The following is a 14,046-nucleotide window of genomic DNA, read 5'->3' as shown; positions in this document are numbered from 1 at the left end:
CTAGTATGATCACAAAAGAACAAAAACAGCAGATCATTGCTACATTCGGTAGCAAACCAAACGACACAGGTTCTGCAGAAGTACAAATCGCTCTTCTCGACTCTCGAATCAAAGACCTTACTGAGCATTTCAAAGCGAACAAGAAGGACTTTCACTCTCGCCGCGGTCTTATCGCAATGGTGAACCAGAGAAAGAGTTTGTTGGAATACCTTAAAAAGTCCAACGTAGAAAGTTATAAAAAGCTGATTGAAAAACTCGGCCTTAGGAAGTAATTCCTATGGCTACAGAGTTCACTGGTTCTTGGGGTAGAGACTCTATCACCATTGAGACCGGCAAGTGGGCAAAACAAGCGCACGGGTCGGTTGTATACAAAACCGGAAATTTGGTTCTTCTCGCCACAGTTTGTGCTGCTGACGAACCAAAAGAAGGACAAGATTTTTTCCCACTTACTTGCGAATACACAGAGAAAGCCTACTCGGTAGGTCGTTTTCCTGGTGGTTACTTCAAACGCGAAGCAAAACCAGCAGAACACGAAGTGTTACTTTCCAGAATTCTGGATCGTCCGATTCGCCCTATGTTCCCAGAAGGATACTTCTCTGAAGTACAACTTCTCGTTCAAGTTTTATCAGCAGACAAACAAGTATCTGTCCAAGGCCATGCGATTAACGCAGCTTCGGCGGCACTTTCCGTTTCTTCCATTCCTTTCGCTGGCCCTATCGCTGGTGCTCGTATCGGTCGTATCGGTGGAGAATTTGTTCTAAACCCTACAAACGAAGAAATTACAAAATCTGATTTAGATTTGGTAGTTGCGGGAACCAAAGATGCTATCGTCATGATCGAAGGGGAAGCAAATGAAATCTCCAAAGAAGATATGATGGCAGCCCTTCGTTTTGCACAGGAGCAATTGAAAGTTGCTGTGGCGATGCAAGAAGAATTAGCTAAGAAAAACGGAACCGTAAAAAAGGAAGTAGTTTTAAAAGCTCCTGACAAAGAACTTCACGCAAAAATCCGTGAGTTCGCGTTCGACCGTTTGACTGCTGCGAACAAAAATGCAGACAAAGCAAAACGTAATGATGACATCAAAGCCATTAACAAAGAAACAGTAGAACATTTTAAAACTCTACTGGCTCCAGAAGACAAATCAAAAGATATCAAACATTTCCTACATGAATTAGAATATGAAGTGGTCCGCGAACTTGTGCTCGGCGAAGGAATTCGTTTTGACGGTCGTAAAACCAATGAAATTCGTCAAATTTCTTGCGAAGTGGATGTTCTTCCTGGTCCTCATGGATCGGCAGTTTTCACTCGTGGACAAACCCAATCACTTGGTGTTGTGACTTTAGGAACTACTTCCGACAACCAAAGATACGAAACTTTGGAAGGTTCCAAAGAAAAGAACTTTATGTTGCACTACAATTTCCCTGCATTCTCTGTTGGGGAAGTGCGTCGTAACTCTGGCCCTGGAAGACGTGAAATTGGTCACGGAAACTTAGCGGAACGTGCGATCAAAAAAGTCCTTCCATCACAAACTGACTTTCCTTATGTGATTCGAATTGTATCTGAAATTTTAGAATCCAATGGATCTTCCTCTATGGCTTCCGTTTGTTCGGGAACCTTGGCTCTTATGGCCGGCGGAGTTCCGATTTCTGGTCCCGTTTCAGGAATTGCTATGGGTCTTTTCAGTGATGAAAAGGGTCGTTTTGCAGTTCTTTCTGACATTGCTGGAATCGAAGACCATTTTGGTGATATGGATTTCAAACTCGCAGGAACTAAAAAAGGGATCACTGCTTTCCAAATGGATCTAAAAGTCAACGGACTTGGTTTGGAAGTTTTACAAAAAGCCATTGAACAAGCAGAAGTGGGTCGTGACCACATCCTTGGCGAAATGAACAAATCCATTTCTTCCGTAAAAGGAAATTTGAGTAACAATGCGCCACGCATCACTCTCAAACAAATTCCAAAAGATCGAATTGGTGAACTCATTGGCCCTGGTGGTAAAATGATTCGTGCGATCATCGAACAATCTGGTTCTGAAATTTCCGTAGATGATACTGGTAAAGTAACCATTGCTTCTCCAAGTGAAGAAGCAAAAGACAAAGCCATTGCTATGATCGATGGAATTTTTGAAGAAATCGAAGTAGGAAAAATCTACGACGGTGTGATCAAACGAATTGCTGACTTTGGTGCCTTTGTTGAAATTCTTCCAGGAAAAGAGGGCCTTTGCCACATCTCTAAACTAGATGTGAAACGAGTGCAATCGGTTCGTGATATTGTTTCTGAAGGGGACAAAATCCAAGTGAAGGTGATTTCCGTTGATAAAATGGGAAAAATCGACCTTTCAAGAAAGGATGTTCTTTTAGACAACTAAACAGTCCCCAAACGACTGTTTGGGGGGAGTGAAACCAATGGCATCCGTCATCGAATGCAAACGAACCGTTTTACCCAATGGGTTAACGGTTCTCTTCCAACCTATGAAACACGCATCCTCTATGGGGGTGGGTGTTTTTTTGAAACAGGGCAGCCTTGCCGAAACTAATTCTGAACACGGATACTTTCACTTTTTAGAGCATATGCTCTTTAAAGATACGGTAACAAGAACTAGTAAAGAAATCGCTGAATCCATTGAACGTGTGGGTGGGATTTTAAATGGTTCTACTGGGCGAGAATACACTCAGTACTATGTAGTGGCAATCAAAGACCAAGCGGAACTTGCTTTTGATATTCTTTCCGATATGTTATTTCGTCCTCTTTTTCGTAAAGAAGACATCACAATTGAAAAGGGTGTCATTATGGAAGAGATGCGTTCTTATGAAGATGCCCCCGATGACTTTGTATACGACTATTATTTTCGTAATATCTTTGGTAAGTCACCTTACGGCCGTGATATTATTGGAACGAAAAAATCTGTCACTGGCGTAACGGAAAAATCCATCCGCACTTTTTTCGAAAAACATTATTTCCCAAAAAATATGGTGATTTCTGTTTCTGGAAATTTCACTTGGGAAAAAATTTTAGATCTAACCAACAAATACTTTTCCTTTGAAAATCCAAAGGGTAAAAATCCAACAGAACTCATCATTCCGGCACCTAAAAAAAGTTATTCGAAGCATTTGGAACGCCGTAAAATTGAACAGTTCCATATTATGCTTGGTGTGAATGGGAACAGGAGGGACTACCGAACGGTGACTGTGACCCAGCTCATCTCCACAATTCTTGGTGGGGGAATGGCTTCGCGGCTTTTTCAAAACATTCGAGAAAAAGAAGGACTGTGTTATAGCATTTATAGTTTCCCTTCCTATTACAAAACAACCGGGCTATTTTCTATCTCCTCTGCCACCTCCAAAGAAAAGGCAGCACGTTGTGTGGAACTCATCCTAAAAGAATTGGAAAGTATTTCTAAAAATGGTTTTTCTAAAACGGAACTAGCTGATGCAAAATCCAACCAAATGGGTTCAATTGCAATTGGATATGAACTTCCTGAAAACCGAATGAATAACATTGGCCTCCAAGAAATCTATTACGGTAAGTATTTTTCTTTGGAAGACAGAATGAAATCCATCAAATCAGTGACCTTGGATGAAATCAATGAAACCGCAAAACAGTTGTTTGATTTAAAGAAAGTCCATTTGTCTTGTGTGGGAGATATGTCAGAAAGTCAATTCTCCAAAATTCCCGTCCAGTTTGGTGTTTAAAGAGACCAATACAAACATTTGAAATTTATAGATGCTGAATTCCCATTTTGCAGAATCCAAATCATTGGATCGAACGATACCATAGCTGCATAGAATCTGTTTTTAAGGACTAAAATGAACCAACCGAATTTACACATTCAAATTTTAAGAGAGGGAGCCGTTCTTCCAGAATACAAAACTTCTGGTTCGGCGGGGATGGATTTGTCTGCTTGCCTCACTGAAAACCTCATCCTGCCGAATGGCAAAGTGGTATTTGTTCCCACAGGTCTTGCGATGGCCATTCCCGAAGGGTATGAAGGCCAAATTCGACCAAGAAGCGGATTTTCCACAAAGAATTCCATCATCATGCCAAATACCCCTGGTACTATTGACTCGGATTACCGGGGAGAGATTCTCATCCCACTTCTAAACTTAAGTGGGGTGGACTTTGTTTTGGAGCCGGGTACTCGGGTGGCTCAAATGGTGCTCCATTCAGTAGCTCAGCTTCCCGTTCAGGTGGTAACAGAACTTTCCGCCACAGAAAGGGGAGCTGGAGGATTTGGGAGCACTGGAAAATAAGACATAATTAGAAAAAAAGACACTTAGCTTTTTTTGAACTCTACCGATAGAAAGCTGTAGAGGTGCCTTTTTATGATGCGATCCCTTTGGACCGGTGCTACCGGGATGATTGCCCAACAATTCCATATTGATACGGTTGCCAATAACCTTGCGAACGTAAACACCACTGGTTTCAAAAAGAATCGTGTGGACTTTGAAGATTTAGTATACCAACACCAAGTGCTTGCGGGAACTCCAGCCACCTCTGTTTCCGAAATTCCTACCGGTGTGAATGTGGGTCATGGTGTGAAAGTCGCCGCCACACAGAAGTTATTCGAAATTGGTTCTTTTCAAGCCACGGGAAACAAATTAGACCTTGCCCTTACTGGCGAGATGGCATTTTTCAAAATCCAAATGCCAGATGGAACCTTTTCCTACTCAAGAGACGGATCCTATAAAATTGATTCCAACCAACAAGTGGTTACCTCTAACGGATACTTACTCGAACCACCCATCATCTTACCAGAGAATGCCATCCTCAATACTTTAATGGTTTCCGAAGAGGGAGAAGTGACGGTAAAAATCGGAAACGATATCCGTCCTACAACCATAGGTCAATTGGAACTTTACCGATTTGTGAACCCAGCCGGTCTTCAAGCCGTTGGTAAAAACTTGTTTCGAGAAACAGTCGCATCCGGTCCTGAAATTCCAGGGATGCCTTCACAAGAAGGATATGGAAGTGTTTTACAAGGTTTCTTAGAGATGAGTAACGTAAAGATCGTAGAAGAGATGGTGAATATGATTGTGGCACAAAGAGCCTACGAATCCAATTCCAAAACCATCCAAACATCGGATAACATGCTTTCAACGGCAATTGGTTTGAAACGTTAATGAAAGTTTGGTTCCTATTCCTTTTTAGTTTGGCTCTTTCCTTGCCTGCTTTGGCAAAGGAAAAAGATTTTCGGCTCTACCTAAAACCCAAAACCATTGTCGGTGCAGGGGAGATCCGTCTGTCTGAATTTACCAACTGGAAAGGAAATTGGAACCCAGTCATTTTTCAAAATTTACAATCACCCAAAGTTTTGACTCCCGAACAATTGGTAGATGTTTTGAATTCTCGTTACAAGTCAGAAATGACAGAAGCGGGAGAATCAGTTTCTTTTGAAGTCATGGGAAAAGAGGGAATTTTACTCCCTAAAACCACTCTCGTTTCTAAAAAAGATTTAGAACGGTCTCTTTGGCAAAATCTTAAAGAATCCGTGGAACAGGCAATTGGTGAAGATGGAGAATTGTTTCGACTCAGTTCTGAAAAAGAATCTCTACAAGTTATCTCTGGAACCAAACTCGTTTGGAGAAATACGGGCCGTACCCTTCATGGAGGAAAAAGACTTTTTCCTTTAGATTATTATTTTGAAGGAAAGATGGTTCATTCTGAATCGGTTCCCTTTCTCATTGAAGAAAAGAAAAAAGCCTATTTTACCAAAAGAGAAATTCCCGCAAAAACAGTATTAACTGAGGAAGATGTAGAAATCCGCTCTTTTTTCACAGCAGATCATAACCGTGAGTATGTGGAAGAAAGTCCTGTGGGAAAAACAGCTCTTGGCGTTCTCGCGAGTGATATGACCATTGAAAAAAAACAAGTCCGCACCCTTCACACAATTGAAAGGGGACAAGAAGTGCAACTTGTTTATACTACCGGAAATCTTTTATTAAAAATTAAAACAAGAGCACTGGCATCAGGGAATCGTGGAGATGAGATTTCTGTCCTCAACTTAGCTTCTCAAAAAATCATCAAAGCTAGAGTTCAAAACGAAGGGATCTGCCTTCTGGAAGAAATTTAAGGTTCATACAATGATGATGAAGAATCAAAATTCCATACAAAGTGATCGTTCCAGTTTCAACCTCGAAGAGTGTTTGCCTTTGGATTTGAATTCCTTTGGTGCGCCGGAAGATACAGCTAAAAATATTCCTACGTTTTTTCTCCCTTTTCTATTTGTATTTGCCGTATCTATTTTCTTTTCTAACTTTTCTCTTTTGTTTGCAGATTCTCTTTGGAAAGACAAAGATCCTTACTCTTATCCCAAAACCATCCAACCAGGAACTGTGGTAAAGGTTGTTTTGAAAAACGGACTTCGTGTGGAATATGAATCTGAATACAAAGCTACTTTTGATAATGATATCAAAACGGTTCCCGATAAAAAGTTAGTACCTGATCTTCCTGCTTATAACTCAAATTCCACGTATATGAGATCCAAGGTAGGAAAATCCAAATCACAAGGAAAAGTTGTGGGGGTGATGGCAGTCCTTGTCACAGGAATTGATCCTGGAACAGGAAACTTGGAACTGGAAGGGAGTAAGGTATTCAATTTATCGGAAGAAAGGATTAACCTTCGTTTGTCGGGGACTATTTCTCCAGAAGATTTGGACAAAAATCGTTTTATTTCGAGTGATCTGATTGCCAACCTAAGAGTGGAATACCAAGGAACTCTAAATCCTAAAGAACTCACAAATCCTAATATTCAAATGAAACGGATTACCAATCCCGATGGAACGGTAACCGAAAAAGCAGAACTTTCGGAACAAGAAAAACAAGAAATCATTTTAAAGAATATCAAACGACTCTTAGGTGAAAGTGAGTAAGTAACAATGCCTGTTTTGAATCAAAATGTATCTAACCTAGAGTTCTCAAAAAAAGATTTCCGCTTTTTAGGAAATCCCCTGTCAGCACTTGTTATTTTTCTTTTTGCGACTCTCCCTAGTTTTGCTGTAGAGACCAGACTAAAAGATTTGGTGCGAATTGATGCAGTTCGCGAAAATCAACTCACTGGATTTGGTCTTGTTGTGGGTCTGAATGGAACAGGAGATACAAAAAATCCACTCACCGAAGAAGCCTTACAGAATTATTTGGCTGGTCTTGGTGTGAATACCAAAAAGAACCTAAGAGATGCAAAAAATACTGCGTCTGTTCTCATCACTGCCAATGTTCCCGTAAACCTCAAAGAAGGGGATAAAATTGATGTGTTAGTTTCTTCCCTCGGTGACGCACGTTCTCTTGAAGGAGGAGTGCTATTACAATCCCCATTGAAAGCAGGGAATGGAGAAATCATTGCCGTTGCTTCCGGTGTACTCGCGTTTGGTGGAAAAGAGAAAAAACGAGGAGGGGCTGATAAAAAATCAGGATCCAATACGGCTCTTGTTCCTATGGGTGCGATTTTAGAAAGATCGGTTCCCAATGCCCCTGTGACTAAATCTGTCAAACTCACACTTCTCGAAAAAGATTATACTACGATGGGTGCGATTGTAGATGCCATCACTGCCGAACTGGCAGTGGTTCCAGAAGTAGTTTCTCCTACTGAAGTCCTTGTTCCCCTGCCTCTAAAAGCATCAGGCCAAAATCCCGCGAGCGAAATGGCTGCGGGAGAACCGAAACTCGATTTGGCTTTCCTTGCTAAGTTAGAAAACCTAACAGTGAATTCTTCACCTGTGGCTCGTGTGGTGATCAACGAAAGAACGGGAACCATAGTGATGGGAGCAGGTATCGCTATTGATGAAGTAGCCATTTCCCAACAAGGACTCACCATCCAAATTGCGAACCGAGACAAGTCGCGGTATTTTTTCCCCATCCAAGAAGAGGGAAAGGGTGAATCTGTTTTTGTTTTAAAAGAAACCACACAAGTTTCGGATGTGGTGGGTGCTCTGAACAAAGTCGGAGCTTCCACACGGGACATTATTTCCATTTTGGAGGCCTTAAAAAAACAAGGGGCCTTAAAAGCAGAACTTGTGATTCAGTAATTTGAAAATCTGCCGATAGGTTTAGTAGACATAATATGGACATTCACAAAATCCAAGACTATTCGAATCGCCTGAGTCGTTCCCAGGATGAATCCATCCTGAATCGGATGAAATCCTATTCGGATGAAACAAAAACTGCCAAAAAAGAAGGTATGTCCGACTTCCAGAACCTACTAGAAACTCATGAAGAAATTATGGGGAAAGTGAGTTCTTCATCCCTCCGAGTTCCACAAAACATTCGTGAGGAAATTAAAGAAGATCCTTATAGAAAAAAACTCTATGATGCATCCGTGGAATTTGAATCTGTTTTTGTGAAGATGATGTTAAAAGAAATGAAAAACACCATCCACAAAGAGAAAATGATCGATGGCGGATATGCCGAAGAAATTTTTGAAGATATGCTTTATGATGAGTATGCTAAAAATATTTCCCAAAACGAATCGATGGGACTTGCGGAAGAGATTTACAAACAAATGTCTGCCTCTCTTCCTCCAGTGAAAAAAAATCCTTATTTTTAGATTATAGCCTTTTGACAAAAGGTTATAAGTCATTACCTATAAAGATAAAAAATCTTCCGTTCTTAGTTTCTAAATCTAAACCAAATCCTTAAAAGAAATCTTTTTTAGTTCCTCTTTAAACTTTCCTTCCAACTGGCTTAAACTTTCATTCAGTTTTGTGGAAAGATTGGACGTTTCTTTGGGAGCTCCAATTTTAAAACTAGAAGTTTGTTCGTATAAAGCTACCAGATCAATTTGTTCTTTCAGTTTGACTGGTGTGATCCGTTTGTCTTCGGTTACTTCCACTAACTTTGCATTGATTAGTTTTTCTAAAATATCATTTAAATCCTTTTCTGGCATCACAAGAGTTTTTCGCAAAACTGAACTTTTGATGAGTTCTCCCTTTTTGGATTGGTAGTCATAGGTAAGTGCCAAAACTTGAATGGTTTTGTAGAATTCATAAGATAAGGTACTGTCTATATCTTCAAACGGATTTTTTGGGAGAATGTATCTGTCTGGAAATTGTAAGGTGGCAGTCACTTCTGCCCCATACAAAATGATGAGAGAGATGGAGTAAATGGCAAGTAGGGCAATAGGAATTGCTGCGAGAGCTTTATACACTAACATTGTTTTTTCGGTAAAGGAAGTTAGATAGATATTGATAAACCCCCAAAAGAAAATGATGAGAATGATTCCTGTGATGGCAGCTCCAATGGAGGACGCTTTGATCGGAACTTTTGTATTGGGGATGATATTAAATATCAACAAAAAGAAAAGCCAAAGGGCGAGGAGGGGAAGGAGGATTTGGAAAATAGAATAGAGAGAGAAAAAACGTTTTCCTCCTTGATATTTTTTCCAAATGGTTTGGCCTTTCGAATCTTCTTCTACTCGAATGATTTTATTGAATTCACCAACACCTACCAAACCTAACATACTTTCGTTTGTGGAATTGTTTTCTCCTTGGATTTCTACTTCCACAGTTTCTTCCGTAGGGGGAACCGCTCCCTCTACTTGGACTTCTGGTTCCTGGTTCGTTTTGGAAAGGAGGATCATATCTAAAATCATTCCTGCCTTACCTTTGTATGCAATCGACCAGTTTTCTCCCTCATCTTCGGAAAGTAAAATGTCGCCGAGTGATGTGAGAATGAATACATCATAATCTTGTTTTTTCGGAGAAGAAAAAATCCAAACACGTTCATAAGAATATTTTCTATGACTTAACTCTGTCCAAGTATAACCGCCATCTACGGTTTTGAAGATGGCACCACTATCTCCTACTAAAAATCCAACATTACGATTTAGGAAGGCAATGTCATTGAGAGGTTTTTGGGATATTTCTTGTGGGAAAAATGTAAACCCTCCATCACTAGTTTTCCAAAGTCTTCCTTCTCGATCTAAAATAAAACCATCCTTATCGGAAAAGAATCGAATCCGAATGGGAGTGATAGCAGGATCTGTGAAACGTTTGATCTCTTTTAAGGTTTTTCCAATTTCATAACGAAGGGTGCGAGTGTCTTTTGTGAGGATGAACAAAGTATCATAGTCGATGGCTCCAAAGTCAGATACAGCGATCCCTTTGAGAGAATGAAGGTTCCATGTATTACCTAAATTATTCGAATAAAGAAAGGTTCCTTCTTCAGAAATTGTGAATAGAGAGTTACCCACACTTCGAATGCGGAAAAAATTTTCTTTTGAGATATCAGGTTTTTTACAAGTCCCAGTTTCCACAGTATCAAAATCAATACAAAGCATGTTTTCAAAATCAATACTAGAATTAGGAATGAAGGATACTGATTTGTTAAGTTCTTTGATACTTCCAATATTTCCTTTTTCACCGGCTACCCACAATTCTCCATGTTTGGTGGAGACAATGGACTTAAGATGGGGAGGGCGAACGGAATCTGAAATTTTATCGGTGATATTTTTACCGACCACAAAGAGAAGAGGGCCAAAAGAAATCAGAAAAAAATAAAATACGAATTTGTTGATAAAGTTTCGATGAAGGTCAATCTTCCAAATGATATGAAATGCTTTTTCTAAAGATCGTAATACTGCCGTTGCGGAAAAAATAAAAACAACAAATCCTACAGCTCCAATTTGAGAAGCAGTAGAGATAATGTCGGTAAGAGTTTCGAGGTATGGAGAGATATCAAATTGGATATTGTTTCTGAGGAGATAGGAGTTAATCTCATCCACCATTTCTCCTTGTCTTGTTTGGATTCCGGAAGCCACGGTAATGAGAGCAAGGGCCACTGTTAGAGTGGGGATGAGTGTGACAATGGTTGTATATGCCAAACTTGATCCAATGATGAGGCAATCATCTTTCATAAACCGGTGGACAGATACGAGTAATACCCGAACACCTAAAATGAGTTTTCTTTTCCAACCTTTTTCTTCTGGAATCGTTGTGAGTCGGACAAGTAAAGGAGGTTTGGTGAGATCAGTCATTGGGTTACCTATTTTTTAAAAGCGTACAAAACGTAACTTGAAGTGATGGGAAATCCATTTCGTTTCCATTTGGATTTAAAATGGTAATACGAAATACGAAACCATTGGAAGTAGTCCTTCCAGTTTTGGAAGGAACCTCTTGATTTTTGTAGTTTTGCATATAAAGGAAAATCCACTCCGAAGTACGATACAAAATGACTAAATCCAAGGTTCGTCAATATTTTTTTTAGGATGGTGTCTGAGTAATAAAAGACATGGCCTGGCATATAGTAATGATAACGTGGGCCTTCGGTTTTGGCCTGCCATCCATCAAAATTGGCGGTTTGTAATAGAAGTAGGCCACCTGGTTTTAGAATCCGAACGAGTTCTTTAAAAAAAAGATTTGGATTTTCGATATGTTCGATCACTTCTATCATCGTGACCACGTTAAAGTGGTGGTCTGGAAATTTTGCTTCTATCAAATCACCGTTAAATGTAGGGACTCCTATTGTATTCGCATAACGAGAAGCATATTCCGAAATCTCTACACCTTGGACAAAAAACCCTTCCTCTTTGGCTGATTCTAAAAATCCTCCGAACGAAGATCCAATGTCTAAAAAGTTCCCCGTTTTAATGAATTTCTTAATATTTCGAATCCTTGCTTTCCAAACATATTGAAAGAATTTTTTATGATCCCTTTCATCAATGTAAGTATAGTCTGCTTTGCCTTGGTAGTAGTCTTTGGTATAAAGTTCTTTTTGATTGGGGCGAGGAAAGAGGGCTTGGAGTTTGCAGGATTTACATTCCACTATGGACAGGCCTTTATATTTTCCTGTGGTTAAATATAAGGGCCGCCAATCATTTGTTTGGTCAAGTGGGCATAATTCGGTCAGCGAAGGATTCGGATTCATTATTTTTCAGCAAGGAAAAACCAGTGACAAATTCGTTCTTCTAGTTTTCCAAGTGGAGTTCGTTCGGAATAACCAATTGATATTTTAGAAAAAATACTTAAAAAAGTTTGTAAATCTTCCAAGGAATAGGTTTCCGCATAACCACCGCTTAAGTCTTTTAAATTCATTTTGCCTTTCGAAAGACCTAAATGGGTGTCTCCATCGGCACGAATGGAACCCAAAAGATAACCATTCGTATCGAGTGATTCATATAAGGATGATAATAGTTTTTTGGCATCTTCTCTTTGGTTGTAATGAAACACTCCCCAACTTATGATGAGGCCAAATTCTTTTGGAGAAAAGGGAAGGTCGGAATCAGGAGTGTGTAAAAACCGAATGGAAGAAGATTCTCCGTTTAACAGATCAATGGTGGTTTTGGCAGTATCACAACCAGTAACCTTATATCCTTCGTTTTGGAGTAGGTAGGAGTGCCTACCCGATCCGCAACCAAAGTCTAGAGCGTTACGATTCTTTGGTTGGATTTTCGATAAAAGACGGATTAAATTTTCATCAGGAAAGGCCAATTTCGATTTTGGTCTTTCGTAGTGTTCATCCCAGACATTTTTCATGAATTGATTCTTTGGAAAATGGAATCTAACCAATCGTTTGTGTTTGTGGAAAGTTTTGTTGTGATTCCAAACACTTGGGTTCTTTTGTGATTTCCTTCTAATTTATCTAGTGTTTTGCCAGTTGGAATTAATTGTTTTTGGAAAAATACCGTTTCACCCATGTTTGCTTCCAAGGTAACGGGTTCCCCCATTTTTTTTTGGCGTTCAGAAGGTAGGGTAAATACTAATGCTGATTTGGTGATTCCATCTTTTGCTTTTTTTAAAAAACTAGGTCTTGTTTTTTCTCCAATGGTAACGGAAAGCAAATCATTGAAATACTGATACCCATAGTGTTCTGGGATGAGAACATCCGCTAAAAATTCACCGCCCACTTCTGGTGCCGATTCAATGAGTAGGCATTCTTTATTCTTTGTGATTTTAAATTCTGCTACAAAAGGACCTGTTTTTAGTTTTGTTGCGGTGACAACCGCTTGGCAGATCATTTTGATTTCCCCAGCCATGTGGATATGTTTTGAAGGTGCTACATGCGCGACTTCAATAAACCTTGGTTTGCCGGTAGTGATTTTGTCCGTGAGTGAAACTAAATAAAAACGTCTCGCTATGACAAAACCAAGGACTGTCACTTCATCCCCTGAAATCAAAGGTTCTAAAAGGAAACCTTCGCTTGTTTTCAAACGACTGAATTTTTTGAATTCTGCCTCAGATTCTAAAACAGTAATTCCCTTTTTCCCTGAACCTTCTTTTGGTTTGGCGATTGCCGGAAAGCTAAGTTCAAATTTTTTATCTTTTGTTTTGGATTGGAGAGAAACTGGAAGGGGGATTCCAAACTTTTGGACAGAGTTTTTAAATTTTTCTTTGTCCAAAAACAAATTGATTGTATCGCGAGGATTCCCGCGAAGTTTCATTTTCTCTGCCAAGTAAGAAACTGTATACACGGCTTTACCGTAGGATCTTGAACCCACTCCCATCAGTTTGAAGGGGAGGGGAACCCGACTCATGGCATGGAGAATTTTTCTATATTCATGAGTAGATTCTAATATACGAATATCGGATTCGACTAGGCCAGGAGCCTGGGGATCTGTGTCTACGGAGATGACTTTGAGTCCTCTGGCTTTGGCAGCCCGAATGAGGGGGATTTGGTTCTCTCCAGCACCTATGGAAAGGTAACTGCCGGTCAGTTGTTTCATCTACGACCCGCGAGAACCGCCTCTCCTTTGGACTCCAGTATTGCCGCCACCACTCGTTTGGTTTCTACCAAAAGTAGGTTTGGAAACAGCAGGGCTTCCTTTCTTTTTCGCGGCTTCATTTTGCGACTTGGTAAGTTCTTCCTGATTGACTAGGACAATTGCCTTTCCTTCGATTTCTTTTCCGTTGAGAGCAGAAATCGCTTTGGCTGCATCAGCATCCGCCATATCTGCCGTTCCATATCCCAAGGATACCTTGGTGATTTTGTCCCGTTTGATTTGGAGGTGTTCCACTTTTCCATGAGCAGAAAGAAGTTTTTCGAGGGCTTCTTCGGTAAGCGACTGGGGGAGGTTTCCAATGGATAACTTCATGTCCTTCATTTCTCTCGAATTTTCGA

The 14,046-nt window shown here is 40.1% G+C and carries 14 protein-coding genes; 9 read left to right on the top strand and 5 right to left on the bottom strand.

Going from position 1 to position 14,046, the window contains the following annotated elements:
- The first annotated feature begins 5 nt into the window (after positions 1 to 5).
- The 9 genes from rpsO to EHQ70_RS04035 all read left to right on the top strand — a co-directional run bounded on the left by rpsO (position 6) and on the right by EHQ70_RS04035 (position 8,539).
- Positions 6 to 272, top strand: a complete 267-nt coding sequence (gene rpsO / locus EHQ70_RS04075; RefSeq protein ID WP_100742754.1) for a 30S ribosomal protein S15 — start codon at positions 6 to 8, stop codon at positions 270 to 272.
- 5 nt (positions 273 to 277) lie between these two features.
- Positions 278 to 2,368: a polyribonucleotide nucleotidyltransferase gene (gene pnp / locus EHQ70_RS04070; protein ID WP_135583731.1), complete on the top strand. Its 2,091-nt coding sequence runs from the start codon at positions 278 to 280 to the stop codon at positions 2,366 to 2,368.
- 37 nt (positions 2,369 to 2,405) lie between these two features.
- The gene (locus tag EHQ70_RS04065) at positions 2,406 to 3,692 is read left to right on the top strand and encodes a M16 family metallopeptidase (RefSeq protein WP_135583729.1); all 1,287 of its coding nucleotides are present in this window, start codon (positions 2,406 to 2,408) and stop codon (positions 3,690 to 3,692) included.
- Positions 3,693 to 3,806: 114 nt separating this feature from the next.
- A complete protein-coding gene (gene dut / locus EHQ70_RS04060) occupies positions 3,807 to 4,250 on the top strand; it encodes a dUTP diphosphatase (protein WP_135583727.1) in 444 nt (147 codons plus the stop codon).
- A gap of 72 nt (positions 4,251 to 4,322) precedes the next feature.
- Positions 4,323 to 5,120: a flagellar basal-body rod protein FlgG gene (gene flgG, locus EHQ70_RS04055; RefSeq protein WP_004788667.1), complete on the top strand. Its 798-nt coding sequence runs from the start codon at positions 4,323 to 4,325 to the stop codon at positions 5,118 to 5,120.
- The gene (flgA, locus tag EHQ70_RS04050) at positions 5,120 to 6,070 is read left to right on the top strand and encodes a flagellar basal body P-ring formation chaperone FlgA (protein WP_135583725.1); all 951 of its coding nucleotides are present in this window, start codon (positions 5,120 to 5,122) and stop codon (positions 6,068 to 6,070) included. Before flgG ends, flgA begins: the two co-directional genes overlap by 1 nt.
- A 13-nt stretch (positions 6,071 to 6,083) precedes the next feature.
- Positions 6,084 to 6,869: a flagellar basal body L-ring protein FlgH gene (locus EHQ70_RS04045; RefSeq protein WP_135584343.1), complete on the top strand. Its 786-nt coding sequence runs from the start codon at positions 6,084 to 6,086 to the stop codon at positions 6,867 to 6,869.
- A 6-nt stretch (positions 6,870 to 6,875) separates the two neighbouring features.
- Positions 6,876 to 8,021 (top strand): flagellar basal body P-ring protein FlgI, encoded by a 1,146-nt coding sequence (locus EHQ70_RS04040; protein ID WP_135583723.1) that lies wholly within the window; start codon positions 6,876 to 6,878, stop codon positions 8,019 to 8,021.
- Positions 8,022 to 8,056: 35 nt separating this feature from the next.
- Positions 8,057 to 8,539 (top strand): rod-binding protein, encoded by a 483-nt coding sequence (locus EHQ70_RS04035; RefSeq protein ID WP_135580478.1) that lies wholly within the window; start codon positions 8,057 to 8,059, stop codon positions 8,537 to 8,539.
- 75 nt (positions 8,540 to 8,614) lie between these two features.
- Here the strand turns inward: EHQ70_RS04035 and EHQ70_RS04030 are convergent, their stop codons facing one another.
- Genes EHQ70_RS04030 through EHQ70_RS04010 form a run of 5 tightly spaced genes read right to left on the bottom strand, consistent with a single transcriptional unit; the run spans position 8,615 to position 14,020 of the window.
- Positions 8,615 to 10,966 carry a YhjD/YihY/BrkB family envelope integrity protein gene (locus tag EHQ70_RS04030; protein WP_135583721.1) on the bottom strand — a complete coding sequence of 784 codons (2,352 nt, stop codon included), beginning with the start codon at positions 10,964 to 10,966 and terminating at the stop codon, positions 8,615 to 8,617.
- A gap of 8 nt (positions 10,967 to 10,974) precedes the next feature.
- A complete protein-coding gene (locus EHQ70_RS04025) occupies positions 10,975 to 11,856 on the bottom strand; it encodes a class I SAM-dependent methyltransferase (RefSeq protein WP_135583719.1) in 882 nt (293 codons plus the stop codon).
- Positions 11,856 to 12,464: a class I SAM-dependent methyltransferase gene (locus EHQ70_RS04020; RefSeq protein ID WP_135583717.1), complete on the bottom strand. Its 609-nt coding sequence runs from the start codon at positions 12,462 to 12,464 to the stop codon at positions 11,856 to 11,858. The genes EHQ70_RS04025 and EHQ70_RS04020 overlap by 1 nt, the downstream gene beginning before the upstream one ends.
- Positions 12,461 to 13,651 carry an ATP-grasp domain-containing protein gene (locus tag EHQ70_RS04015; protein WP_135583715.1) on the bottom strand — a complete coding sequence of 397 codons (1,191 nt, stop codon included), beginning with the start codon at positions 13,649 to 13,651 and terminating at the stop codon, positions 12,461 to 12,463. Before EHQ70_RS04015 ends, EHQ70_RS04020 begins: the two co-directional genes overlap by 4 nt.
- Complete coding sequence (locus tag EHQ70_RS04010) at positions 13,652 to 14,020, bottom strand: RNA-binding protein (RefSeq protein ID WP_004788891.1); 369 nt, start codon at positions 14,018 to 14,020, stop codon at positions 13,652 to 13,654.
- Positions 14,021 to 14,046 lie beyond the last annotated feature (26 nt).

The sequence above is a fragment of the Leptospira congkakensis genome (assembly GCF_004770265.1).
Taxonomy (GTDB): domain Bacteria; phylum Spirochaetota; class Leptospiria; order Leptospirales; family Leptospiraceae; genus Leptospira_A; species Leptospira_A congkakensis.
Note: the sequence above shows the minus strand (reverse complement) of the source record. Positions and strands in the feature narration are given on the sequence as shown.

Bases quoted from the DNA above. Each gene is read 5' to 3' on its own strand.
- EHQ70_RS04040 (WP_135583723.1), top strand. From the start codon at position 6,876: ATGCCTGTTTTGAATCAAAATGTATCTAACCTAGAGTTCTCAAAAAAA.
- EHQ70_RS04025 (WP_135583719.1), bottom strand. From the start codon at position 11,856: ATGAATCCGAATCCTTCGCTGACCGAATTATGCCCACTTGACCAAACA.
- flgA (WP_135583725.1), top strand. From the start codon at position 5,120: ATGAAAGTTTGGTTCCTATTCCTTTTTAGTTTGGCTCTTTCCTTGCCT.
- EHQ70_RS04045 (WP_135584343.1), top strand. From the start codon at position 6,084: ATGATGAAGAATCAAAATTCCATACAAAGTGATCGTTCCAGTTTCAAC.
- EHQ70_RS04020 (WP_135583717.1), bottom strand. From the start codon at position 12,464: ATGAAAAATGTCTGGGATGAACACTACGAAAGACCAAAATCGAAATTG.
- dut (WP_135583727.1), top strand. From the start codon at position 3,807: ATGAACCAACCGAATTTACACATTCAAATTTTAAGAGAGGGAGCCGTT.
- flgG (WP_004788667.1), top strand. From the start codon at position 4,323: ATGATGCGATCCCTTTGGACCGGTGCTACCGGGATGATTGCCCAACAA.
- EHQ70_RS04015 (WP_135583715.1), bottom strand. From the start codon at position 13,651: ATGAAACAACTGACCGGCAGTTACCTTTCCATAGGTGCTGGAGAGAAC.
- EHQ70_RS04030 (WP_135583721.1), bottom strand. From the start codon at position 10,966: ATGACTGATCTCACCAAACCTCCTTTACTTGTCCGACTCACAACGATT.
- rpsO (WP_100742754.1), top strand. From the start codon at position 6: ATGATCACAAAAGAACAAAAACAGCAGATCATTGCTACATTCGGTAGC.
- EHQ70_RS04035 (WP_135580478.1), top strand. From the start codon at position 8,057: ATGGACATTCACAAAATCCAAGACTATTCGAATCGCCTGAGTCGTTCC.
- pnp (WP_135583731.1), top strand. From the start codon at position 278: ATGGCTACAGAGTTCACTGGTTCTTGGGGTAGAGACTCTATCACCATT.
- EHQ70_RS04010 (WP_004788891.1), bottom strand. From the start codon at position 14,020: ATGAAGTTATCCATTGGAAACCTCCCCCAGTCGCTTACCGAAGAAGCC.
- EHQ70_RS04065 (WP_135583729.1), top strand. From the start codon at position 2,406: ATGGCATCCGTCATCGAATGCAAACGAACCGTTTTACCCAATGGGTTA.